The organism is Akkermansia sp. N21116 (genome assembly GCF_029854705.2).
Lineage (GTDB): Bacteria > Verrucomicrobiota > Verrucomicrobiia > Verrucomicrobiales > Akkermansiaceae > Akkermansia.
The window spans coordinates 1251140-1274481 of the sequence record NZ_CP139035.1 but is presented as its reverse complement, the minus strand read 5'-3'; the positions used below and the strand labels follow the sequence as shown (position 1 = coordinate 1274481).

At 54.6% G+C, this 23342-nt stretch carries 17 protein-coding genes; 8 read left to right on the top strand and 9 right to left on the bottom strand.

Annotation, left to right across the window (positions count from 1 at the left end):
* Positions 1-11 precede the first annotated feature (11 nt).
* The 5 genes from QET93_RS04820 to QET93_RS04800 all read left to right on the top strand — a co-directional run bounded on the left by QET93_RS04820 (position 12) and on the right by QET93_RS04800 (position 6788).
* A complete protein-coding gene (locus QET93_RS04820; RefSeq protein WP_280127108.1) occupies positions 12-1970 on the top strand; it encodes a fumarate reductase/succinate dehydrogenase flavoprotein subunit in 1959 nt (652 codons plus the stop codon).
* A gap of 36 nt (positions 1971-2006) precedes the next feature.
* A complete protein-coding gene (locus QET93_RS04815) occupies positions 2007-2774 on the top strand; it encodes a succinate dehydrogenase/fumarate reductase iron-sulfur subunit (RefSeq protein WP_280127107.1) in 768 nt (255 codons plus the stop codon).
* Positions 2775-2930: 156 nt separating this feature from the next.
* Positions 2931-3500, top strand: a complete 570-nt coding sequence (locus QET93_RS04810) for a DJ-1 family glyoxalase III (protein ID WP_280132753.1) — start codon at positions 2931-2933, stop codon at positions 3498-3500.
* 49 nt (positions 3501-3549) lie between these two features.
* The gene (locus tag QET93_RS04805; protein WP_280132752.1) at positions 3550-4515 is read left to right on the top strand and encodes a thioredoxin family protein; all 966 of its coding nucleotides are present in this window, start codon (positions 3550-3552) and stop codon (positions 4513-4515) included.
* Between the two features lie 26 nt (positions 4516-4541).
* Positions 4542-6788, top strand: a complete 2247-nt coding sequence (locus QET93_RS04800; RefSeq protein ID WP_280132751.1) for an NPCBM/NEW2 domain-containing protein — start codon at positions 4542-4544, stop codon at positions 6786-6788.
* A 91-nt stretch (positions 6789-6879) separates the two neighbouring features.
* Here QET93_RS04800 and QET93_RS04795 read toward each other — a convergent pair whose 3' ends face one another.
* The 3 genes from QET93_RS04795 to QET93_RS04785 all read right to left on the bottom strand — a co-directional run bounded on the left by QET93_RS04795 (position 6880) and on the right by QET93_RS04785 (position 10450).
* Positions 6880-7758, bottom strand: a complete 879-nt coding sequence (locus QET93_RS04795) for a hypothetical protein (RefSeq protein ID WP_280127103.1) — start codon at positions 7756-7758, stop codon at positions 6880-6882.
* The gene (locus QET93_RS04790; protein WP_280132750.1) at positions 7755-9929 is read right to left on the bottom strand and encodes a discoidin domain-containing protein; all 2175 of its coding nucleotides are present in this window, start codon (positions 9927-9929) and stop codon (positions 7755-7757) included. The genes QET93_RS04795 and QET93_RS04790 overlap by 4 nt, the downstream gene beginning before the upstream one ends.
* Before the next feature lie 155 nt (positions 9930-10084).
* Entirely contained in the window at positions 10085-10450 is a 366-nt protein-coding gene (locus QET93_RS04785; protein ID WP_280127101.1) for a MarR family transcriptional regulator, read from the bottom strand.
* Positions 10451-10825: 375 nt separating this feature from the next.
* Here QET93_RS04785 and carB point away from each other — a divergent pair, with 375 nt between their 5' ends.
* The 3 genes from carB (at position 10826) to QET93_RS04770 (ending at position 17581) form a co-directional block, all read left to right on the top strand.
* Positions 10826-14023 (top strand): carbamoyl-phosphate synthase large subunit, encoded by a 3198-nt coding sequence (carB, locus tag QET93_RS04780; RefSeq protein WP_280132748.1) that lies wholly within the window; start codon positions 10826-10828, stop codon positions 14021-14023.
* A 143-nt stretch (positions 14024-14166) separates the two neighbouring features.
* Positions 14167-16098 carry a glycoside hydrolase family 97 protein gene (locus QET93_RS04775; protein WP_280132747.1) on the top strand — a complete coding sequence of 644 codons (1932 nt, stop codon included), beginning with the start codon at positions 14167-14169 and terminating at the stop codon, positions 16096-16098.
* A 196-nt stretch (positions 16099-16294) separates the two neighbouring features.
* A complete protein-coding gene (locus QET93_RS04770; protein ID WP_280127098.1) occupies positions 16295-17581 on the top strand; it encodes an ArsB/NhaD family transporter in 1287 nt (428 codons plus the stop codon).
* Positions 17582-17632: 51 nt separating this feature from the next.
* Here QET93_RS04770 and rdgB read toward each other — a convergent pair whose 3' ends face one another.
* From rdgB to QET93_RS04740, 6 genes are read right to left on the bottom strand one after another with little or no spacing between them, the layout of a single operon-like run.
* The gene (gene rdgB, locus QET93_RS04765; RefSeq protein WP_280132746.1) at positions 17633-18235 is read right to left on the bottom strand and encodes an RdgB/HAM1 family non-canonical purine NTP pyrophosphatase; all 603 of its coding nucleotides are present in this window, start codon (positions 18233-18235) and stop codon (positions 17633-17635) included.
* Between the two features lie 27 nt (positions 18236-18262).
* Complete coding sequence (locus QET93_RS04760; protein WP_280132745.1) at positions 18263-19021, bottom strand: exodeoxyribonuclease III; 759 nt, start codon at positions 19019-19021, stop codon at positions 18263-18265.
* A gap of 36 nt (positions 19022-19057) precedes the next feature.
* On the bottom strand, positions 19058-19888 hold the full coding sequence (gene lpxI, locus QET93_RS04755; RefSeq protein ID WP_280127095.1) for a UDP-2,3-diacylglucosamine diphosphatase LpxI: 831 nt from the start codon (positions 19886-19888) through the stop codon (positions 19058-19060).
* Positions 19889-19896: 8 nt separating this feature from the next.
* Positions 19897-21162, bottom strand: a complete 1266-nt coding sequence (locus QET93_RS04750; protein ID WP_280132744.1) for a dihydrolipoamide acetyltransferase family protein — start codon at positions 21160-21162, stop codon at positions 19897-19899.
* A gap of 23 nt (positions 21163-21185) precedes the next feature.
* Positions 21186-22157: a transketolase C-terminal domain-containing protein gene (locus tag QET93_RS04745; protein ID WP_280127093.1), complete on the bottom strand. Its 972-nt coding sequence runs from the start codon at positions 22155-22157 to the stop codon at positions 21186-21188.
* Between the two features lie 24 nt (positions 22158-22181).
* Positions 22182-23183 carry a thiamine pyrophosphate-dependent dehydrogenase E1 component subunit alpha gene (locus QET93_RS04740; RefSeq protein ID WP_280127092.1) on the bottom strand — a complete coding sequence of 334 codons (1002 nt, stop codon included), beginning with the start codon at positions 23181-23183 and terminating at the stop codon, positions 22182-22184.
* Between the last annotated feature and the right edge of the window lie 159 nt (positions 23184-23342).

The window sequence follows — 23342 nt, the reverse complement described above, 5'->3', positions numbered from 1 at the left end:
ACGACACAGCCATGATTGATTTTCCTACAAGCGACTGGATGCCGGATGCAAAAATTCCCGCCGGCCCGATTCAGGACAAGTGGACCAAATGCAAGCTTGAAACCAAGCTCATCAACCCCAACAACAAGCGTAAATACACCATCCTGATCGTCGGATCCGGACTTGCCGGCGGCTCCGCCGCAGCGACGCTTGGAGAACTCGGGTACAACGTCAAGTGTTTCTGCTATCAGGACAGCCCCCGCCGAGCCCACTCCATTGCGGCCCAGGGCGGAATCAACGCAGCCAAGAATTACCAGAACGACGGCGACTCCGTATATCGTCTGTTCTACGATACCGTCAAGGGTGGCGACTTCCGCGCCCGTGAAGCCAACGTGTATCGCCTCGCCGAAGTTTCCTCCAACATCATTGACCAATGCGTCGCCCAAGGCGTTCCCTTCGGTCGTGAATACGGCGGTCTTCTGGACAACCGCTCCTTCGGCGGCGCCCAATTGAAGAGAACCTTCTACTCCCGCGGTCAGACCGGTCAGCAGCTCCTTCTCGGCGCCTACCAGGCCCTGGAAAAAGAAGTAGCCAAGGGATCCGTCACGATGTACCCCCGTCGCGAAATGCAGGATCTCGTCCTCGTTGACGGCGAAGCCAAAGGCATCGTCTGCCGCAACCTCGTCACGGGCGAAATCGAATCCTACGCCGGCGACTGCGTCCTGCTCGCCACCGGCGGCTATGGAAACGTTTTCTTCCTGTCCACCAACGCTATGGGCTGCAACGTCACCGCCGCTTACAAGGCCTACCGACGCGGAGCCTTCTTTGCCAACCCTTGCTACACTCAGATCCACCCGACCTGCATCCCGGTCAAGGGCGACTACCAGTCCAAACTGACTCTCATGTCGGAATCGCTCCGCAACGACGGTCGCGTTTGGGTACCCAAATCCCGCGAAACCGCCGAAAAGCTGCGCCGCAAGGAAATCAAGCCTATCGATGTGCCGGACAGCGAACGCGACTATTATCTGGAACGCAAATATCCCTCCTTCGGCAACCTGGCCCCGCGTGACATATCCTCCCGTGCCGCCAAGGAACAATGCGACGACGGTCGCGGCGTTGCCGTAACCGGTCTCGGCGTGTACCTCGACTTCAAGGATGCCATCAACCGCGTCGGCAAGGAGAAGATCGCCGACCAGTACGGCAACCTGTTTGACATGTACCACGAGATCACGGACGAAAACCCGTACGAAACCCCGATGATGATCTATCCCGCCGTGCACTACACGATGGGCGGTCTCTGGGTTGACTACAACCTGATGTCCAACATCCCCGGCCTGCATGTCCTCGGTGAAGCCAACTTCTCCGATCACGGAGCCAACCGCCTCGGTGCTTCCGCCCTCATGCAGGGTCTGGCCGACGGTTACTTCGTAATCCCGACCACGCTTCCCGCCTATCTGGCCAATACCAAGCCCGGAGCCGTTACCACGGCCTCCCCGGAATTCGCCGTTGTGGAAAAAGAAGTCAAGGATCGCATCGAAAAACTCATGTCCGTCAAGGGCAACCGCACCGTGGATTCCTTCCACCGCGAACTCGGCCTCATCCTTTGGGAAAACTGCGGTATGGCCCGTACCAAGGAATCCCTCATGAAGGCTATCGAAGAGATCCCCAAGATCCGCGAAGCCTTCTGGAAGAATGTCCGTATCCCCGGCAGCGCTACCGGCATCAACGCCGAACTCGAAAAAGCCGACCGCTTGGCCGACTTCCTCGAATTCGCCCAGCTGATGTGCTATGATGCCCTGCACCGCAACGAGTCCTGCGGCGGTCACTTCCGTTCCGAATACCAGACTGAAGACGGTGAAGCCCTTCGTAACGACAAGGACTACGCCTACGTCGCCGCCTGGGAATTCAACGGAGTCGATCAACTGCCTATCCTGCACAAGGAAATGCTCACGTTCGATAACGTCCACCTGGCCGTCCGCAGCTACAAGTAAGCAACACGAGAACCATTTACAGAGAAAAGATTTACCATGGCTAAAACCCTTAATCTCACGCTCAAAGTCTGGCGCCAGGAAAACGCCCAGGCAAAAGGCCGCATTGAGACCTACGCAGCCAAGGACATTCCCGAAGATTGCTCCTTCCTGGAAATGCTCGACATCGTTAACGAAGGTATCGTCAACGATGGCGGAGAGCCGATCCATTTCGACCATGACTGTCGGGAAGGTATCTGCGGCATGTGCTCCCTGACAATCAACGGTGTGCCTCACGGCCCCGAACGCAAGGTTACGACCTGCCAGCTCCACATGCGCAAATTCAAGGACGGCGATACCATCTGGATTGAACCCTTCCGCGCGAAGGCATTCCCGATCCTCCGCGACCTCGTCGTCGACCGTAGCGCCCTGGACCGTATTATTGCCGCCGGCGGTTACATCGACGTCCGTACGGGCTCCGCTCCGAATGCCAACAACATTCCGATCGAGAAACACCTCTCCGACGAAGCATTCGACTCCGCCGCCTGCATTGGTTGCGGCGCTTGCGTTGCCTCCTGCAAGAACTCCTCCGCCATGCTCTTCACCTCGGCAAAAGTGTCCCAGCTTGCCCTGCTTCCGCAAGGTCATCCGGAACGTACGCGCCGCGTGCTGAACATGATGAAGCAGTTTGAAGCCGAAGGCTTCGGCAACTGCACCAATCTCTACGAATGTGAAGCCGCCTGCCCGAAGGGCATCAGCGTCGATAACATTGCCCGCCTCAACCGCGAGTATATGATTGCCTGCGCCAAAGAAGGCATCCGTCCGTAAGGAGCATTCACATATCCATTTGCAGATCCCCTCTTCCTTGACAGCAAAGGAAGAGGGGATTCTCTTTTCATGCCGGAAACATCATTCGGCCTGCATGTCTAACCTTCGCTTGATTCTCTCTTGGAATAGAGAGGATTCTACCCTAGTCTACGGTATATGAAAAAACTCGTCGTTCTTGTTGCTCCCGGATTTGAAGAAATCGAATTTTCCGCACCCGTCGATATTCTGCGCCGCCTTGGATTTGACGTTGTCACAGCCGGCATCGAAAGCCGGGAAGTCAAGGGCGCCCACAACATAACGGTACTGACCGATACCACTCTTTCCAAAATCTCTTTGGACGACATGGAAGCTCTCATCCTGCCGGGGGGCCCCGGTTCCTGGTTCATGCGCGACATGCTCGCCGTTACTGCCCTGATCAGCCAGGCATACTCCTCCGGCAAAACGGTTGCCGCTATCTGTGCCGCCCCAATCGCCTTGGCTAAAGCCGGTATCCTGTCCGGCAAAAAAGTTTCCGCCTATCCCGATCAAGCCGTTCATGACGAAATCCGGGCTGCCGGTGCCACGATCATGCCGGACCGCGTCACCATCGACGGCAAAATTCTCACGGCCAACGGTCCTGGTTCCGCCATGGCATTCGGCTACGCCCTGGGGGAATACTTCGGCAAAACCGAAGAAGTCGCAGCTCTCAAAAAAGGCATGATCTACGGTTGCCCGTCCAAAGACTAATTTTCCACCGGCCGCCCAATCACTTCAAAGTCCTTCCCATATTTCTATCATGAAATCCATCGCCATCAGAAGCGCCATTCTAGCCGTTGCAGCAGCCGTCCTGCCTGCCGCCGCTGAAATTACCTGGCTCACCACCCCGGATGAAGCCTATGCAAAAGCTGCAGAGACGGGCAAACCCGTCATGATTGAATTTACAGGTTCCGATTGGTGCGGTTTCTGCAAAATCCTCCACAAGGATGTCCTCAGCTCGCCGGAATTCGAACAAGCCCTGGCAGACAAGTATATCTTCCTCGAGCTGGACTTCCCCCGCAAGAAACCTCTTCCTGAAAACCAGCAAGAGGTCAACAGGGAGCTAGCTCAAAAAATGGGTATCACCGGATACCCTTCCATCGTCATGACCGACAAGGACGGACTGCCCTACGCCAAGAGCGTAGGAGCCCCCCTGAAACCGGCCGAGTTCATCAAGGCGGCAGAATCCTGGGATCAAGGTAAAATCAAACGCGACGAAGCATTCGCCCGTGCCCGATCCCTTTCCGGAAAAGAAAAAGCCGCCGCTCTTTATGATGGATTAAAAACGATGGACTCCAGCCTCTGGGCTCCATTCTACGGCGAAGTCATCGCTGAAATCGAAAAGTCCGATCCTGAAGATACCTGTCAGTTCAAAGCCGATACCGCCCGCAAGGAACGTATTATCTCCCAGCGCAAGGAAATCATGACCATCTACAAAGACAATAAAACGGACCTCGTCAAAATCGAAGAAGCTCTGAAAACCATGCTGAAGCGGGAAGATCTGGAGCCCTGCATCCGTCAACAAATCATGATCCCCATGGCCATTGGTTCCTTCCGGGCACGCCAGAAGGAAGCCACCGAACTTTATAAAAAAGACCTCGATGCCATCATTGCTGTCGACCCGGCTTCCGAAGAAGGGCAAACTGCCGAAAAAATCAAAAAAGAATTGGAGCAAACGGGAGGCAGGAGAGTGATCAATGCCATTCCCGCCGCAACACTGCAATAACTTCACATTTTTCCCTCGCTTCTTTTATGAAATTCGCATCCACCATATTGCTTCTCACTTGCATGGGCATGGCAACGGCCGCCACCCCTCCCGTCGTATCCGATACCGACCTGGTCATGACGCGCCAGGCCTACGGAGAAACCCGGCGCAACCTATCCATTGAAGGTAAACCGCTGACTATTGCCGGACAAACTTACAAGGAAGGTATCGGAACCCACGCCGTCTCCATGATCCCCATTAACACCCCGGGGGGATACAAGGATATTCTGTGCGGCTCCTGCGGCATTGATGATGAAGCAGCAGGCGGCAGTGTCCGATTCCGCATCATGTCCGGTACAAATGTCCTTTGGGAATCCCCCTTGATGAAGAAGGGAATGCCGGCAGCCCCATTTGAAGTCACCGTTCCTGTTGATGCAAAAAAACTCTATCTGATGGCCGATGATGTGGACGGCAACGATAACGACCATGCCGACTGGGTCAACCTCCGATGGAAACTCAGCCGGATCAAGGCAGAACGCCGCGCTGTCCCTGAAAGGGTGGATGCATCGGCATTCGGCCTCAAACCCGGCATTCGCGAAGATCAGACAGAACAATTGAGAGCCGCCTTGTCCGCCATGCGGGAAGGACCCTGGATAAAACGTACCCTCGTCATCCCGAAAGGAGAATACCATTTCTATGCCGACAAGGCATTACGCATGAGTTTCCATATTTCCAACCACGACCAACCGGTCATCCACCCGGTAGGCGTTCCACTTGCCGATTTGGGTAACGTCACGATTGAAGGCAACGGCTCCCTCTTCGTCTTCCACGGCTCCATGCTGCCCTTGCTGGTCATGGACAGTTCCAACGTAACGGTCAATAATCTCGCCATCGACTTTGAACGTCCCATCTATTCCGAAGCCAAAATCAATGACTTCACGAACGATGGTTTCAAAGCCACCATTGATCCAAAAGCTTTTCCTTACCAAGTTTCCGACGGAAAAATCCAATTCATCGGAGAAGGCTGGACTGGAGTCATTACCAGCGCCATAGCCTTTCGGAAAGGCACCAACCATATTGTCGAAGGTACCTCCGACATCGGTTATTCAGGTTCGGTGGAAGATCTTGGAAAAGGCAATATCCTCTTCAAGGGCTGGGATCTGAAGAGCAAAGGCCTCCTTCCCGGAGATACTCTGACACTCCGTACCTGGGGACGTCCCCATCCGGCCAGTGTCATCTACCGCGCTAAAAACACGACTCTCAATAACGTCGCCATCCATCACAGTTTCGGTATGGCTCTGTTGGCCCAACGTTCGGAAAACATCCACCTCAACGGAGGTGGCGTCTTCATCCGCAAGGGAACCGACAATGTCTCCACCTCCGGTGCGGACGCAACCCATTATTCCAACTGCAAAGGCTTGATTTTGTCTGAAAACGGCCTCTATGAAGGCATGATGGACGATGCGATCAACGTCCATTCAACCTGCCTTGGCATTCAGGAAATTATCAACGACAAAACGCTCCGCTGCAAATACATGCACGGACAATCCGTCGGCTTTGAAGTATTCCTGCCCGGAGAAACGCTTCGCTTTATCGCCGGACCGACGCTGGAGCCCGGAGAGAAAGCCAAAGTTGCGCATGTCCGCAAACTCAGTACGGAGGAAGTGTTGATTACCCTGACCACCCCTATTCCGTCCAACGTCCGGGTAGGCGATGCCGTCGAAAACGGAGACTACTACCCGGCCGTCACCTTCCGCAACAACACCGTCCGCAACAACCGTGCCCGGGGTTCCCTGTTCACGACGCCGAAAAGGGTCATCGTCGAAAACAACAACTTCGACCATTCATCCGGCTCCGCCATCCTTCTGGCCGGCGATGCCCAGGGTTGGTACGAAAGCGGAGCCTGCGAAGACGTCCTCATCCGCAACAACACATTCACCAATAATCTCACATCCCGCTACCAGTTTACGGAAGCTGTCATCGCTATCTATCCCGAGGTACGGCAACTCCAGAACCAAAAAGAATACTACCACCGGAACGTACGTATCGAAAACAATGTATTCCATACTTTCGATGTACCTCTCCTGTTCGCCATTTCCACGCAAAACCTGCTCTTCAAGAACAACAAAATCACCTACAACAACGACTTCAAAGGCTGGGGCAAAAAGCCCTTCATCTTCCGCCGCTGCGCGGACATCCGCATCATCGGCAATCAAGTGACACCGACCCGTTCCTGGAACATCGGCGATTGCGACCTGCAGCAAACGCCCGAATCCGAAGTCTCGTTCGAATAACCTCTACCAATGGCAACGTCCTTCGGCACTTGTGTTGCGTGCCGGAGGACGTTTTATTTTTCCTGCGGACCGGAAATGCCCGCTCAGTTTTTTACTGGGCAAAAGCCTTCGAGGCATTGACAGCAGCCTTGCCGTAGAAGGAATTCGGATCCAGGTCGCGCATCCTCTTGTAATTTTCCTTCTGCTCGGCAGCAGACGCCTTCTGCCAACGCAGGAACGACCCGCGGAGACCATAGATCTTCTGTTTCTGCTCCGCTGTCAAACGGGGAATTCTCAATGCTTCATCGAGAATCTTCAACCCTTCTTCCTTGGAAACGCCCTTCAGCTTGGGTTGCAGGTCGAACACATTGAAAGTGTAACGCCCCACATAGCCGGACTTGTCCTCGGGATCGCATTTCTTCAACTCTTTGAGGATCTCCGGATCGCGGTTAATCCCGCGGATTTCTCCGGCCATGCAGAGGAGCCGGGCTTTCTCCTGGCCTTCCTTACGGGAGGCTTCCGCCAGCAAGGCATCCCGTTTGGCCCGGAGTTCCATCGTCTGACGGATCTTCTCCGCAAGCCGCATCGACTCCCTGGGCAAATCGCTGCCTGAAAGCGAAGCATAGCAAAACCCCTTGGCATCAAAAAAAGCAATGCCGGGCATGGAACGAACATTCGCCCCTACCTTCTTCCTCACGTCCTTTTCAAAAATGTCGTTCTCTTCCTTCGAAAGATTCTGGGGTACTTCCAGTACGGAGCTGACAGTCTTGTTCCCCATCGCTTGCTGGACAGAGTCCTGGTTCCAGACCTTTTGACGAAATACGGCACCTATCCTGTCCCAGTCCTTGCCGTAAACCAGCACCAGGCAATCAACATGGTCCCGAGTAGCCTTCTGACGGGCTTCAACGGGAGAATCATCCATTCGGACAGATGCCTGAAGGAGCAAAGCTCCTGCAGCAAATAAACAACATGTAGCAATTAGTTTTTTCATGCGAGCCTCCTTCCGTAAACGAGAATGCCATCCAGGTGGAAATAATCCTTCCTGTTGCACTTCAGGCGAACATACTTGGCGCGGACATTCTTGCCGCCCAGATCAATCCTCTGAACCTGCTGCATTTTTTCGATGGTTCCGACTTCTTTCCAATCGGAACCGTCTTCGGAAACTTCAACAACCGTGCCATCTCCGCGTTCCACATGCGACTTGCGGGAAACAACTACAATCCCGGAAAGTTCACCCATGCGGGGAAGAATGACTTTGACCTCGGTCGCATCTTCTTTGTTATTTGTATGGAAAAAACCGCCGCAGGCTTCCAGAACGCCCCAGTGCTGCCAGGGTGGACCGTAACGTTCATGAACGGAATTGGGAATGAGCATGCCGCCGGATGAAAGCAATTCCCCCGGGAAGGGATCAAACCGCGGCAACTTGGGGTGGAAACGATCCTTGAGCAACGAACCTGCCGCCTGGAAGGATTGAATGTCGCCCGTTTTTTCGGCCTGCATGATGATGGAAGAAGCCAGTTGTTCCAGAACCTTGTCTCCGATATCACTGCCTGCAGAGGCCACCGACTTGTAAAACTGATCCTTGAGGGACGGATAAGCCGCCGTTAACTCCGAACACCAGACCAGGGAAGGAGCTACGTAATCCTGGGATTTCATGTGTTCATCCATCAAGACTTTCATCATCGTACCGGCCGCAGCCTCATCGCCGCCGAGGTAGTCCATCTGTTTGGCAAGAGCTCCGGGAAAATCCCAGTTGGCGGGTTTCATGCGGTCGAGGCTCTGATGGAAGTTCCGGATTTCAGCTTCCTTTTCTTGCGGCGTCTCCAGCAGGGGGATCAGCACAGGGTAAACCTTCCCGGACAGAAGCATCCAGGCAATCTCGGGATAATCCTTTCCATAAGCATTCACGATTTGACGGGAAACCTCCTGCCATTGGTTCCGTCCCAAACCGCCTTCCCGACTGCACCAGTCCAGATACTGCTGCCAATGGGCAAAATTGATCGGTTGCACTTCCAGAGCCGCCCGGTAAAGTTCTCCGGCACGATCTTTATGACCAGCCTTGCGGGCAGCATCTCCGAGCACGACAAGCTTGCCGGACAAGTCGCGGGCGGCTTTATCGCTAAACGTATTCTGAGTCGCAATCAAGAGGGACCATTTCTCTCCATAGAAATTCCAGTGACATCCGCGTTTCCATGAGAGGGAATAAGCCGGAACCCACTCCTTGTCCGGTCTCACCGTATAAGCGCAGTGCCCCGGTTCCCCCATTGTCAGTGCAGGCACTCCATTGGCTATAGCCGCCGTCGCCCCATAGGTGGAAAGGCCGCCGCACACGGCACCGACCTCGCGAGTCATCTCGGCCCGCCCCCCTTTGAACATGCCGTCAAACGGAGCATAATAGCTGGCTCCGCTATGGATACTCTCACCAAATTCGTTGTGCAAACGGTAGGGAGCCTGCCAGCAGGCCCCCACATACTGCTGGGCGGGCAGGCGGACATTATCCCGGAGCCATGTCAAGGACTCGGGAGAGGTCCAATCTCCCGGGCCGCGCCCGGTCAGAATACGCATATCCCAGTAATCCAGGGTATCGAATACGGGATTCAACAATCCTTTGGCATGGCTTGTCCTGTAATAATCGTAGGTTTGGAACATGCGCTCATCCGTCCATGATGGATGAAAATCCTTCTTCTTTTTCGGATTATTCATTTCCTTGTCGGACTGGCGCGCGTATTCCAGAGCAGTAGCCGTCGCCAATTTACGATAAAGAGGATGGGATGCTATTTTGGGATCTCGCCGATACAAGGCAGCTAATTTCTCCAACGCCAATCCGATATTTGGAACCGGACCGGAATTGAAAAATCCTTCCATCCATTCCTGATCACCGGCAAAGCGGGACAAGAAGCCATTCTTCCCGAGTTGTTCCAACGTCTCTTTCGGAATGGTTGATTCTATCAGCCAGCGGTAAATGATTTTGGACGAATCCGGCGATTTGGCAAAATCCAGGCAGGCCTGCAAATCGCCGTTCAATACGGCTTGAACATTCCCTGGACGAGGAGCCCCAGCCTCTTGAGGCGGCTGCGGAGGCACTTCTCCCGCAGCCCGTGCGCAAGGCGACAGCGCTACAGGAAAACAACTTAACAATAGAGCAATGGAATACGGTTTCATAGAAAAGGAAAAAGAAGATTACGGAACCGGCATACACTCCGGCACCGTCATTCGTACATCATACTAATACGCAAAACACCCTCGGGAACTTTCTCTTTTTCCCGATTTCAATGCAATTTATCCATTCCGGCTTTCTCCCATCAACCTTTTCCGAATCAATCGGAAGGCTGATTTGTCAACTGATTGTAGAACTGATCCACAATCTTGACAAAAATAGCCCGCTCTTCCGGAGGCACCGAATCCATCAACTTACGGGTTTCTTCATCCATGTAGGAACAGAGCATTTTGAAATTCATCTTCCCTTTTTCAGACAACGTAATGCAAATCGACCTCCTGTCGTGGGGATTCTGAGTCCGTACAAACAACCCTTTCCTTACCATGCCTTCTACAAAAACGGAAGCCGACGGCAGAGCCATCCCCAAAACCTCCGCCAGTTCCTTCAGAGGAATACCCTCCGGCGTACGCAACGTCATATGGCTGACGGCGACCAAGGCATGCTTTTGACGGGCCGTCAAATTCAAGAGCCAATCGACATCCTCTTTACTACGCGTCGATAAAAAATTTTCGTGCAATTTATCCAGAACACGGTGTATCCGGAAGAATATCTGATTACCTGGAGGAGGGGGTATATCCACATCGCGTTAGTAACTCATCTTCATTTTGTTGTCAAACAACAACTATTCCCTATTGTAAATATTTCATACGTCTTCGGATTATTCCGCAGGAGAATCCAAAATTAATCGCCTTAAATTCACTCGAAAAATCCATTCACCCCGACAGCTAGCTTGACTTGACCAAGAGGTGGAAATACTCTCCCGAAAACCTACGGTTTGCATGACAAATCCGGTCGTTTTCTCCCGCTCCTCTTCACAACAGGACAACAAAAAGGAACAAACATGGCTCAACGTACTGATATCCACAAAATCCTCATCATCGGCTCCGGCCCCATCATCATCGGCCAGGCCTGTGAATTCGACTATTCGGGCACGCAGGCTTGCAAGGCTCTTCGCAATGCAGGCTACGAAGTCGTTCTGGTGAATTCCAATCCGGCCACGATCATGACGGATCCGGCCATGGCCGACCATACCTACATTGAGCCCCTGACCATTGACCGCATCACCGCCGTCATCGATAAGGAACGTCCGGATGCCCTGCTTCCCAACCTCGGTGGTCAAACGGCCCTCAACCTCGCATCTAAACTCCATGAAGAAGGCATCCTCTCCAAGTTCAATGTGGAGGTCATCGGCGTGGACCTGGAAGCCATCGCCCGTGGAGAAGACCGGATCATTTTCAAGGAAACCATGGGTAAAATCGGCGTACCCGTAGCTGCGTCCGAACCAATCTATACCGTCGAAGAAGCCGAGAAAGTTGCCGAAAAGCTCGGTTATCCCGTCGTCCTCCGCCCTGCCTACACCATGGGCGGTACCGGTGGCGGCATCGTCTACAATGTCGAGGAATTACGGGATGTCGTTGCCCGCGGCCTCGCCGCCTCTCTCATCAACCAGGTGCTCGTTGAAGAATGCGCCCTCGGCTGGGAAGAACTGGAACTTGAAGTCGTCCGTGACCAAAAGGGACAGAAAATCACCGTCTGCTTCATCGAAAACGTCGACCCCATGGGTGTCCACACGGGAGACAGCTTCTGTGTCGCCCCCATGCTGACCGTTCCCCAGGAAGTCCAGGACAAACTCCAGGACTACTCCTACCGCATCCTCGACGCCATCGGTGTCACCGGCGGTACCAATGTCCAGTTTGCCCACAACCGCGAAGACGGGCGCATCATCGTCATCGAAATCAATCCTCGTACGTCCCGTTCATCCGCCCTGGCATCCAAAGCCACCGGATTCCCTATTGCGTCGGTTTCCACCCAGCTCGCCACCGGCATCACGCTGGACGAGCTCCCCTATTGGAGAAAGGGATCTCTCGAAAAATACGAACCGTACGGCGATTACGTCGTCGTCAAATTTGCCCGCTGGGCCTTTGAAAAATTCCCGAAAGCCGCCGACAAGCTCGGTACCCAGATGAAGGCTGTCGGTGAAGTCATGAGTATCGGCAAAAACTTCAAGGAAGCCTTCCAGAAGGCGATCCGTTCCCTCGAAATCGGCCGCAGCGGCCTGGGTCGCGTCAAAAAAATCGCCGCACTCAGCGACACGGAACTGAAGTCACGCATCACCTACGGCAACAGCCAGCGCTTCTTCCAGGTGTACGAACTCCTCTACCGCGGTACGCCCGTCAGCGAAATTGTCAAACTCACCAGCATCACTCCCTTCTTCATCGAACAAATGAAGGAACTGGCCGACTTCGATGTCGCCCTCAACCAGTACACCTGGGACACTCTGCCCATCGAAGTACTCAAGCAAGCCAAGAAGGAAGGGTTCTCCGACAAATATCTTGCCCACGCTTTCGGTATCGAAGAAAAACTGGTGCGCCAGCGCCGCATCGAAGCCGGCATCATCGCTACCTACCACACGGTGCCCGTCAGCGGCGTGGAAAATGCGGAATACTACTATTCCTCCTACAATGGCTCTGCCGACGAAGTACCGACATCCGACCACAAGAAAATCCTTATCATCGGCGGCGGTCCCAACCGCATCGGCCAGGGGATCGAATTCGACTACACCTGTGTCCATGCCGCTTTTGCCCTGCGCGACGCAGGTTACGAGTCCATCATGATCAACTGTAACCCGGAAACCGTCTCCACGGACTTCGATACAGCCAACAAACTCTACTTCGAACCTATCACGGTAGAAGACGTCCTGACCATCTACGACAAGGAAAAACCCGAAGGAGTCATCGTCCAATTCGGAGGCCAAACCCCGCTGAACATTGCCCAGGCGCTCAAGGATGCCGGCGTCAAAATCCTCGGTACCCAGCCGGAAGGCATCCGCCTTGCCGAAGACCGCGAATACTTCCGCGAACGTATGATCGCTCTGGATATACTCCAGCCGGAGAGCGGCACAGCCCGTTCCCTGGAAGAAGCCATCGAACTCGGACGCAAGATCGGCTATCCCGTCATGGTCCGGCCGTCCTTCGTGCTCGGCGGCCGCGGCATGGAAGTCATCTACGACGAAGAAACTCTCAAGAGGTATGCCGTCGAAGCGATCCAGGTCAGCCCGGAATATCCGATGCTCATCGACCGCTTCCTCGACAACGCCACGGAAGCCGAAGTCGATGCCTTGGCCGACGGCGAAGATACCTTCGTCGCCACCGTCATGGAGCACATCGAGCTTGCGGGTATTCACTCCGGAGACTCTGCCTGTTCCATCCCTCCGACGAGTATCCCGGAAAAGCATATTCGCACGATCGAAGACCACGCCGCCAAAATTGCCCGCGACTTCAAAGTCCATGGCATCTTGAACGTCCAGTTCGCCATCTGCGACGATGAGGTATACATCATCGAAGCCAATCCGCGCGCCTCCCGTACCGTTCCCATCGTCTCGAAGGTAACAGGCGTACAAATGGCCCGCTATGCCACTCAAATCATGCTGGGAGAGACGCTCAAGAGCCTCGGTGTCAAGCCTCGGCCCACTCGTTTCATCGGAGTCAAGGAGGCAGTATTCCCCTTCAACATGTTCCCGGAAGTGGACCCCGTTCTCGGCCCCGAAATGCGTGCTACCGGCGAAGTACTGGGCGTAGCCGAAGACTTCGGCATGGCCTACTACAAATCCCAGGAAGCCGCGGGCTGTACCCTGCCGACCTCCGGCAAGGTTTTACTGACCGTTTCCGACCGGGCCAAGAAAGATATCGCTCCGCTTGCCCGCGATCTGGCAGATCTCGGTTTCACCCTCGTTGCAACGGAAGGTACGGCAGACTGTCTCAGCCGGGAAGGCATCTCCACGGAAGCCGCCCTTAAGCTGCACGAAGGCCGCCCGAATCTTGCGGACATGATCAAAAACAAGCAAATCAATCTGATCATCAACACTCCGGCCGGGCGTGACAGCAAAATTGATGATTCCTACATCCGCATGCTTGCCATCCGTCACAAGATCCCGTACATGACAACCATCGCTGCAGCCAAGGCGACTGTAGCCGCAATCCGTGCCGCTCAGACGAAAACCAGTATTCCAAAATCATTGCAAGAATACCATAACGCCTGACGGACATCGGCTTACACCATTTCTGCCTTTTCCTCATCCCTCCGGATGCCTTTCAGCATTCGGAGGGGTATTTTTTCACGGTTATTCTATTTTCCGTGTAATAATCGCCAGAAAGGGAACGTATATGGGATAAGACCGATTTTATGAAATATCCTATCATCCTCAGCAGTATTGCCGGTTTGACTCTTGCCGGGACTATTCTGGCCGCCGATCAGTCCGTCACCATGACCTCTCCGGACGGTCAACTCGTCTGGAAACTCGACTCCCACGACGGCAAAGCCACGCAATCTCTGCAGAAAAAAGACAAAACCATTCTGGAGCCATCCCAACTCGGCATCAAAATCAATGACAAGGACATTGCCGACGGAATCAAAGGATGGAACTTGCAAAAAGTAGCCGAAAACACGAAGGAAACTTTTGAAACTCGGGGGAAATATCCTTCCGGATCCGTCGAATTCAACGAATATCTGGCCTCGGGAGACAACGCGGACATCCGCATTCGTGCACGCGTCTTCAATGACGGCGTCGCTTTCCGTTACGAATGGACGGATGAGATGAAATCGGCTCCGACCCTGGCTATCGGCAGCGAAAACACGTCCTTCACATTCCCCGGCGACGCCACACTCTGGACTCAGGATGCCAATTCTGCTCTCGGTCCCTGCGAAGGTGTCTGGAGCCCTTCCAAAATAGCCGACTTCAAGAAGGACAAGAAGAATCCCCGCAGCTATGTCAGAAGCATGCCCATTACGGTGGAACTCCCGGATGGAGGCTTCGCGTTCATCCAGGAGGCAAGCAATTTCGATAAACAATGGGGCGGCATCAAATTCGCCCTCGACGAAGGGTCCTGCAAGGCTCTTCATTTCCAGGACCCTCAGGGATTCTCAGTTCCGTCTTCGATTTCCATGCCCTGGAGAGTCATCCTCGTCGCCGACAATTTGAATGCCCTGCTCCACAACGATATCGTCACATCGTTGGCTCCGGAACCCGATAAAACGATCCTTCCGGACGGTTCCCGTTCATCCTGGATCAAGCCCGGCCGTTCCACATGGACCTGGTGGGACCGCGGCAATGTCAGGGAAGACGACCAGTACTCCTTCGTAGACATGGCTTCCGACTTCGGCTGGGAATACCATCTCGTCGACGAAGGCTGGAAAAAATGGGGCAAATCCCTTGATGAAAGCATCGACAAAGTTGCCAAGCTCGTCCAATACGCCGCCGATAAAAACGTAGGCATCTGGATCTGGCTGCGCTGGTCGGACGTCAACAACCCGGCCAATGACTGGGAAAGCATGCGTACCTTCTTCGAGAAAATCGCAAAAACGGGGATTAAAGGAATCAAGATCGATTTCATGGACTCCGCCTCCAAGGAACGACTTGCTTTCTACGATGCCGTTGCCAAAAACCTGGCTAAAAACAAGATCATGGTCAACTTCCACGGCGCCAATACCCCTACGGGTGAAGAACGCGCCTGGCCTCATGAAATGACCCGTGAAGGCATCTACGGAGGCGAGCAAAACATCTGGGGTACCATCAGCGGCCAGCACTACTGCGCCCTCCCCTTCACACGCCTCGTCTCCGGACACGCGGATTTCACCGGCGGCTACTTCGGCCACGGAGTCAAGCTGCGCGGCTCCTCCTGGCCCCTGCAAATGGCCACCAACATCATCTACACGTCCCCGCTGCTGCACTGGATTTCCAATCCCAAGGATATGGAAGCCGCATTTCCGAAAGGCTCGCCGGAACGTGATCTCATCCGCAATATTCCTTCCACATGGGATGAGACTATCGTCCTTTCTCCCTCCAAAATCGGAGAATGCGCCGCCTTTGCCCGCCGAAGCGGCGACCAGTGGTACATTGCTCTCATGAATGGCGATGCCGGAGAACGCACCGTTTCTATCCCCCTTGACTTCCTCAAGAAGGACATTCCCTACAAGGCCACCATCCTCCGCGATCTCTCCGACAAGAACGACGGATGGAACGTGGAAACCAAAGATGCCTCCAGCCAGGACAAACTTGACTTCACCATGCGCGTCAAGGGCGGCGGTATCGCCCGGCTCGTACCCGCCGGCAAATAAAAGGAAAAAATTAGTTATTCGTTTATCCTGAACGGCAGGATGGAGGTATTATGCCTCCGTCCTGCCGTTTTTTTTCGAGACGAGAGTACTGACCTTTGTCTTGCCTTTCGAAATAGGCAGACGCACAATTCCACGAATCACGTAAATCCAGTCTGCGCGATCATCCGTACATTACTATTTCCCAAGAAATTTGTTTATGAGTGTAGCCGCCTGCCTCGCCGCCTTTATCTTTGTCGCCTCTTACACACTGATCGTCTCCGAGAAAATACACCGGACCATCGTCGCTCTTTTCGGCGCCGTCCTCATGATTCTGACGGGGATTCTCACACAGGAGCAGGCCATCTCCTATATTGATTTCAATACGTTAGGTCTCTTGATCGGAATGATGATCCTGGTGACGATTACCATGCAAACGGGAGTTTTCAGCTACATGGCGGTATGGTCGGCCAAAAAGGCACGGGGCAATCCCATTCTGCTGCTGGTTTTCCTGTCGGTGCTGACGGCATTCTGCTCGGCCTTCCTGGACAACGTCACAACCGTCCTCCTGATGATTCCGGTCACATTCAGCATCACGGCAGACATCAAAGTCCCTGCTCGGCCTTTCATCATTGCCCAGATCATGGCCTCTAACATCGGCGGTACCGCTACCCTCATCGGCGATCCGCCCAACATTATGATCGGCAGCGCCGTCAAAGAACTGGACTTCATATCATTCTTAAGCAACCTGGGAGATATTTGCCTGGTCATCCTGGCCGTCACGATCGCCATCATCGTTCTCATCTACAGAAAGGATTTGAAGACAACTCCGGAACTGCGCCGAAAGATCATGAACATGAACGAACGCAGCCTGATAAAAAAACCAATCCTGCTCAAGAAATGCCTTACCGTCCTGGCCATGACCGTCCTCATGTTCATCTTTCACGGACAAATTGGCATGGAATCCGGTACCGTTGCCCTGGCCGGAGCTTCCTTCCTCATGCTTCTGACACTCTCCAGCAATACCCGGATTCTGGAAAACGTCTTCAGCCGGGTCGAATGGACGGCCATCTTCTTCTTCGTCGGGCTTTTCATTCTGGTTGGTGCTCTCGTCCAAACCGGAATCATCAACGAATTGGCTCAATTCACGATGCACGCCACCAAGGGCGACCATACCGTCACGACGATGGCCATCCTCTTCCTCAGTGCGATCATGTCCGCTTTCGTCGATAATATTCCTTTTGTTGCCACCATGATCCCCCTGATCAAGGACATGGGGGCCATGGGAATGACAAATCTGGAACCTCTCTGGTGGGCACTGTCCCTGGGCGCCTGCCTGGGAGGCAACGGCACGATTGTCGGAGCAAGCGCCAATGTCGTTGCAATCAGCATCGCCTCCAAGCGCGGTTGCAGCATCTCCTTCCTCCAATTCATGAAGGTGGCCTTTCCTCTGATGATGCTTTCCGTCTGTATCTCGGCCGTCTACATCTACGTCCGGTATCTGTAAAGTAAACCGGACAGGAAAAACGCTTCAGGGGAAATCCCCGACAACAAGAAATTATGACCGTGAAGCGAGCCAGGCCACGGCTTTTTCCAAGGCGCGAGCCCGGTGGGACATTGAGTTTTTGACGTCACCGGGCAACTCGGCAAAAGTCTTGTCGTAACCCTCCGGTATAAACAACGGGTCATAACCAAAACCGCCCTCCCCGCGCTTCTCCGTCACCATGCAGCCTTCCACACTGCCGGAAAATTCGGCAATGACACATCCGTCCTTTGCCAGAACCATCACACAGCGGAACCGTGCCGCCGCTTTCTCCGAAGAGTCGGCTCCGACACGTTTCAGTTCGCTGATCATGAAAGCATTGTTCTTGTCATGATTTCCTTCCTCTCCGCCAAAACTTGACGACCATACGCCGGGTTTGCCACCCAAGGCGTCCACCTCAATGCCGGAATCGTCCGCCAGAATGATCCCGGGGATGCATTTGGAAGCGGAAACCGCCTTCAACGTAGCATTTTCCAAAAACGTCGTCCCCGTTTCTTCGACGGGAGGCGCCTCCGGAAAGGAGGACAAATCATGGACTTCGTAGGAATCCGCCAGCATGGCACGGATTTCATCCGTCTTGTGGGCATTGCGTGTTGCAATCACGAGAAGAGGTTTCATAAGCGAAGAAAAGGGGGCAGCAATCCGTCAATCGAGTTCCAACGATACGGGACAATGGTCCGATCCCATCACATTCTGGTGGATGGAGGCCGCCTTGACACACGGCATCAACGCCTGCGACACACAGAAATAATCGATGCGCCATCCCACATTGCGGGCGCGGGCTCCGCCACGATACGACCACCAGGAGTACTCGTCACGGGCATCGGGATGCAAGGCCCGGAAGGTATCAACAAAACCGGATTGGAGAAGTTCCGTAAAATCGGCACGCTCCTCATCGGAAAAACCGGCGGAAAAATGATTCGTATCCGGACGGGCAATGTCGATTTCCTCATGAGCGACATTCAAATCGCCACAAAAGACAACCGGCTTTTTACCCGCCAGAGCGACAACGTATTTCCTGAACGCTTCATCCCATTCCTGCCGATACGGAAGACGGGCCAGTTCATTCTGCGAATTGGGAGTATAGCAATTGACGAGGTAGAAGCGCTCGAACTCCATCGTGCAAACACGCCCCTCCCGGTCATGGTCGGGCCAGCCGATTCCCGTCGTCACAGCCAAAGGAGCAATTCGGCTCAAGGTCAACACGCCGGAATATCCGGGTTTCTCCGCCGGATTCCAGAGCTGGTGAGGCCATGCAGCCAGCCACAAGTCGGCGACCTGTTCCGGTCGCGCCTTGATCTCCTGGAAACAGACGATGTCGGGTTGCAGGGAATCCACAGCTTCGGGAAGTCCCTTCCCCAGCGTGGCTCGGAGTCCATTGACATTCCAGGATACCAGTTTCATATGAGCGATGTAGTTGATTGTTTCTTTCCCCCGATTTTACAGGGCATGCAGTGAAATCTTATATTTCTTGCACAGTTCGGCGACTTCCTCCTGCTGGAGAAGAATCGTCCGACCCGCTTCCATGACAATCTGGGAAATACCCGCATCCCGGCAGTTTTCCAGCGTTTGCACACCCACAACCGGGACATCGAAACGCATATCGTGATTAGGCTTGGCAACCTTGGCCAACGTCACGTCACGTCCATTGCCCAAGGCACCTCCACGCTTGATGCACTCATTCGTGCCTTCAAATCCTTCCACCGCCAGCACCGTTCCATGGCGGACAACCACGGACTGCCCGATATCCAGCCTGCTGACTTCTTTGGCAATATCCATACCGTACCTGGCATCCTCCATCTGCCGGGGAGAAGGAAGCGGACCGGCAATATGACCGGCCACAGGAATATAGTCGTCCATAAATGTCGTGGAAGAAATCACCTCCAATCCAAACTCGGCAGCTTCATCGGCAATCGCTCCGAAAATCGTTTCCGCATTCCTCCGGGGCAGGCGAGCAAGAAGCATGAGCGCCCGCAAGTCGGGCCGCAGGTTAAACAGGTTCTTCGGAGCAAGCTGCCCCACCATCGCAACCTTTTCAACACCGTTCTTTTTCAGAAACTTGAATGGCTTGCTAATCTGGCCCACGCGGAACCATTCCACCTTGTCCGCCAGTTCATCAATGTCCGGTTTTGTCTCGCCTTGGAACGCCACGGCAACAATTCGAATACCCGGAACGCGCCTGCGGGCTCCTTCGATGATCATGCGGGGATACAATCCGTTCCCGGCAACAACGCCTAATGTCGACAGTTCTCCCTCCGTTCCCATCATCATTTTGAGTTTTACAGATATTCAGGACGTTGCAAAAGCTCGGCAACTCGGCGGAGCAATCTCCCGGCATCGCCGCCGTCAATAACGCGGTGATCGAATGTACCGACGATATTGGCTTTGGATACCGGAATGAAAGCTTCGACTTCATCACTCCACACGGGAGCCTTCGTCACGGCGCCCACCCCCAGAATCAGGGACTCGCTCGGCATCGGCATCGGAGACGCCATCGTCAAACCGAATCCGCCGAAGTTGGTCACAGTAGCGATTCCTCCCGTCTGCTCTTCCATCGACAAACGGCGGCTGCGGGACAAGGCAATCAGGCGATTGTATTCGTCGAGCAACTCGTCCAGGGTAAATTCGTTCACACGGCGCAACACGGGCACCATGACGCCATCAGCCACCTGGGCGGCGATACCGATATCGATCGACCTGGGCATCAGAATATTCTCACCGACGAGGTAACCGGCGCATTCCGGATGTTCCGCCAAAGCCAAGGCAAAGGCACGGACGAAATATAAAGTCACGCCGGGACGGCGCGGATGGTTCGAACGGTGCTTCAGCACCGGATCCATATACACCGGCCTTCCGGCGGAAGCCAGCGGACGAGTCCAACTCCGGCGCATGGAATCGGCCACGGCCAGACGCATGGAAGAAGCGCGCTTCTTCGGCCACTCCTTCACGTAATCCAGAAAGTCTTCCAAGTCGTCAATCGTTACGCGGCCACCGGAACCGGAACCGGTAATAAACGCAATATCGGAAGCGCGCATCCCCAATTCATCCATCCGGGCCTTCATGCGGGGAGACAGATAGTGGGCTCCCTTCATCCCTACAGGGACAGGCAGACCGCGGACGCTCGGCTGGACGACAGGATTGGATTGTTCCCGGAATTCACCGATCACCTGGAAGTGGACTCCGGTATCATTTCCCGCGCCTCCGTCGGTAGAAGGCAGTGTCGGGACGGATTCCGGACTGCCAGGCAGGGACGGAGCTTCGTCATCGCCCAGCGGCCGGGCTCCCGAGCGTTCGATTTCTTCCTCGCTCGCTTCCACCATGGCCATGCAGGAACCGACAACGACGGAATCGCCTTCCTTGATTAGAATGTCCGTCAGGACACCGCTGCAAACCGTCGTCACCCCCATGGTGGCCTTGTTGGTTTCCACCTCGAAGATTTCCTGATCGGCTTCAACCTTTTCACCCGTGGAAACAAGCAGGCGCAACACGGTTGCCTCGGCGATCGACTCACCGAGCTGCGGCATGAGAATGGGTACTTTCGGCATGATGGTATGAGGGAAATAAAATATTAAATAGCAAGAAGATGGCGGATAGCGGAAGCAATGGATTCCAGCGTCGGGCGGTGAACCTTCCACAGGTTCGGATGTTTGGGAATCGGGCAGTCCTTGGCATTGAGCCTCATCGGAGGTGCATCCAACAAGTGGAATCCTTCCGCGACAATGCGTGAAACGACCTCGGCCGTAACGCCTCCCCACGGGAAATCCTCGCCCACAACGAGAACGCGTCCCGTGCGAGCCACGGAAGCAATAATCGTATCAATATCAAGCGGCTTGACCGTCCTCAAATCGACAACTTCCACCTCGTACCCACCTTCCTCTTCCAGCAAATCGGCAGCACGCACTGCCTCGTGCACCATCGCACTGTACGCTACCACCGTCGCATGCTTGCCCGGGCGGGCGACGCGGGCCTGCCCAAAAGGCAGAACCGGTTCATCGCGGTATGACTCGGCCTTCAGCCAGCGGTACAGGAACTTGTGCTCCATGAAAATGACCGGATCCGGCAACTCGACCGCCTGGCGGAGCATCCAGTAGGCATCGGCTACGGTTGCAGGCGTCATCACGTGCAAGCCCGGGAAATGGGCAAACAGGGCTTCGACGCACTGGCTGTGGAAGGGACCGCCGCCTGGCGTCCCCCCGCTGGGCAGACGCACCGTCATGTTGACGGGTACACCCGTCCGGTAGTAATGGGTGGATGCCATATTGGCAATCTGGTTCAGAGCAATCGTACTGAAATCGGCAAACTGAACCTCGAGAATAGGCTTCTTCCCCGCAATAGCGGCGCCGATAGCCAATCCAGTCATCGCATCTTCGCTGATCGGGGCATCGATCACACGGCCGGGAAACCGTTCCTTCAAGTACTTCGTCGCCTTGAAAGCGCCGCCGAAGACGCCGATGTCCTGGCCGTAGATAAACACATCGGGATCTTCCCTCAGCAGGTCCTCCTGGGCATCCCTGATGGCGTCAATGTATGTAATGCTCATGTTTCGCCGTTCCGTTCAATAAAGTTAATAAGGTCTCCACACCGTTGCGCTCCAATCCTCGCGGAAAGGATCCGGTTCCGGTTCCCGCTGGGCCTGGGCGACAGCGGCCTGCACATCATTCGTCGCTTCATCCTTCCACGCGGCAATGTCTTCTTCCGAAATCCATCCGCATGCCACAAGCTGCCTTCCGGCAACCGCCAAAGGATCGCGTTCGGCGTACTTTTCCTTCAGTTCCGCCGGAATATACGAGGCATCGTCATGCTCCCCGTGCCCGCACATGCGGAGCGTATTCGCCAGAATCCATTGGGGACCGTTTCCGGTCCGCGCACGCTCCACAGCCGTTTTAAACACCCGGAGCGTTGCCAGAAGATCCGTCCCGTCGACTTCGTAGGTTTCCATCCCGAAGCCGCGTCCCCTGTCCGTCAGGCTCTTGCAGCCGAATTCGCGCGTATTGGGAGTCGAATAGGCAAACTGATTGTTGGAGACCACCAGCACAAGGGGAAGTTTTTCCACGGACGCCAGGTTGCATGCCTCATTGAAAGCACCGGTGGATGTCGTTCCATCCCCGCAGAACACCATGGCGATGCGTCCGTCCAGCTTGCCGTCCAGTTTGTAGGCAAACAACTCGCCCAAAGCCACGGCTACCGTCGCTCCCAAATGGGAAATAGGAATCACATAGCCGATTTCCGGCTTGGCGCGATGGACGTCGCCGTCGCGACCTTTCGTATAACCGAGCACCGATCCCAGATAGGACCGTGCCGCCTCAATAATCGGTTCGCCGTATGCCAGACGTCCCGCCTGCTCGCGAATAAAAGGAGCAAACACATCTTCACCCATGCGGGCAAACACGCCGCCGGATGCCGCAATAGCCTCATGTCCACGGCCAAGAAACACACCGCCCGTGATCTTCCCCGCCTTGTAAAGGCTTGAAATTTTACTATCGAACGCCCTCGCCATCAACATGGCCCTATAGGCACGGACGGCGGGCTCCTTCAATTCCGATACATTGATTCCTGAGTCAGGCACGGAGCTATATTATACGTCTGCTTCGGGAAATCAATTGTTTCCCTCAAAAAGATCGGGCATGAAATCCGGTAAAAGCCCGTATCCCGGACATCGGAGGCGTGTTGGGAGCCTTCCTTCTCTTCACCCCTCCACAACAGAAGCCACAGCGTTTCCCACCGG

Coding starts and splice junctions, on each gene's coding strand:
- QET93_RS04750 (WP_280132744.1), bottom strand. CDS start 21,162: ATGCCGAAAGTACCCATTCTCATGCCGCAGCTCGGTGAGTCGATCGCC.
- lpxI (WP_280127095.1), bottom strand. CDS start 19,888: ATGATGATGGGAACGGAGGGAGAACTGTCGACATTAGGCGTTGTTGCC.
- QET93_RS04775 (WP_280132747.1), top strand. CDS start 14,167: ATGAAATATCCTATCATCCTCAGCAGTATTGCCGGTTTGACTCTTGCC.
- QET93_RS04810 (WP_280132753.1), top strand. CDS start 2,931: ATGAAAAAACTCGTCGTTCTTGTTGCTCCCGGATTTGAAGAAATCGAA.
- QET93_RS04795 (WP_280127103.1), bottom strand. CDS start 7,758: ATGAAAAAACTAATTGCTACATGTTGTTTATTTGCTGCAGGAGCTTTG.
- QET93_RS04770 (WP_280127098.1), top strand. CDS start 16,295: ATGAGTGTAGCCGCCTGCCTCGCCGCCTTTATCTTTGTCGCCTCTTAC.
- QET93_RS04800 (WP_280132751.1), top strand. CDS start 4,542: ATGAAATTCGCATCCACCATATTGCTTCTCACTTGCATGGGCATGGCA.
- QET93_RS04790 (WP_280132750.1), bottom strand. CDS start 9,929: ATGAAACCGTATTCCATTGCTCTATTGTTAAGTTGTTTTCCTGTAGCG.
- rdgB (WP_280132746.1), bottom strand. CDS start 18,235: ATGAAACCTCTTCTCGTGATTGCAACACGCAATGCCCACAAGACGGAT.
- QET93_RS04815 (WP_280127107.1), top strand. CDS start 2,007: ATGGCTAAAACCCTTAATCTCACGCTCAAAGTCTGGCGCCAGGAAAAC.
- QET93_RS04820 (WP_280127108.1), top strand. CDS start 12: ATGATTGATTTTCCTACAAGCGACTGGATGCCGGATGCAAAAATTCCC.
- QET93_RS04745 (WP_280127093.1), bottom strand. CDS start 22,157: ATGAGCATTACATACATTGACGCCATCAGGGATGCCCAGGAGGACCTG.
- QET93_RS04805 (WP_280132752.1), top strand. CDS start 3,550: ATGAAATCCATCGCCATCAGAAGCGCCATTCTAGCCGTTGCAGCAGCC.
- QET93_RS04760 (WP_280132745.1), bottom strand. CDS start 19,021: ATGAAACTGGTATCCTGGAATGTCAATGGACTCCGAGCCACGCTGGGG.
- carB (WP_280132748.1), top strand. CDS start 10,826: ATGGCTCAACGTACTGATATCCACAAAATCCTCATCATCGGCTCCGGC.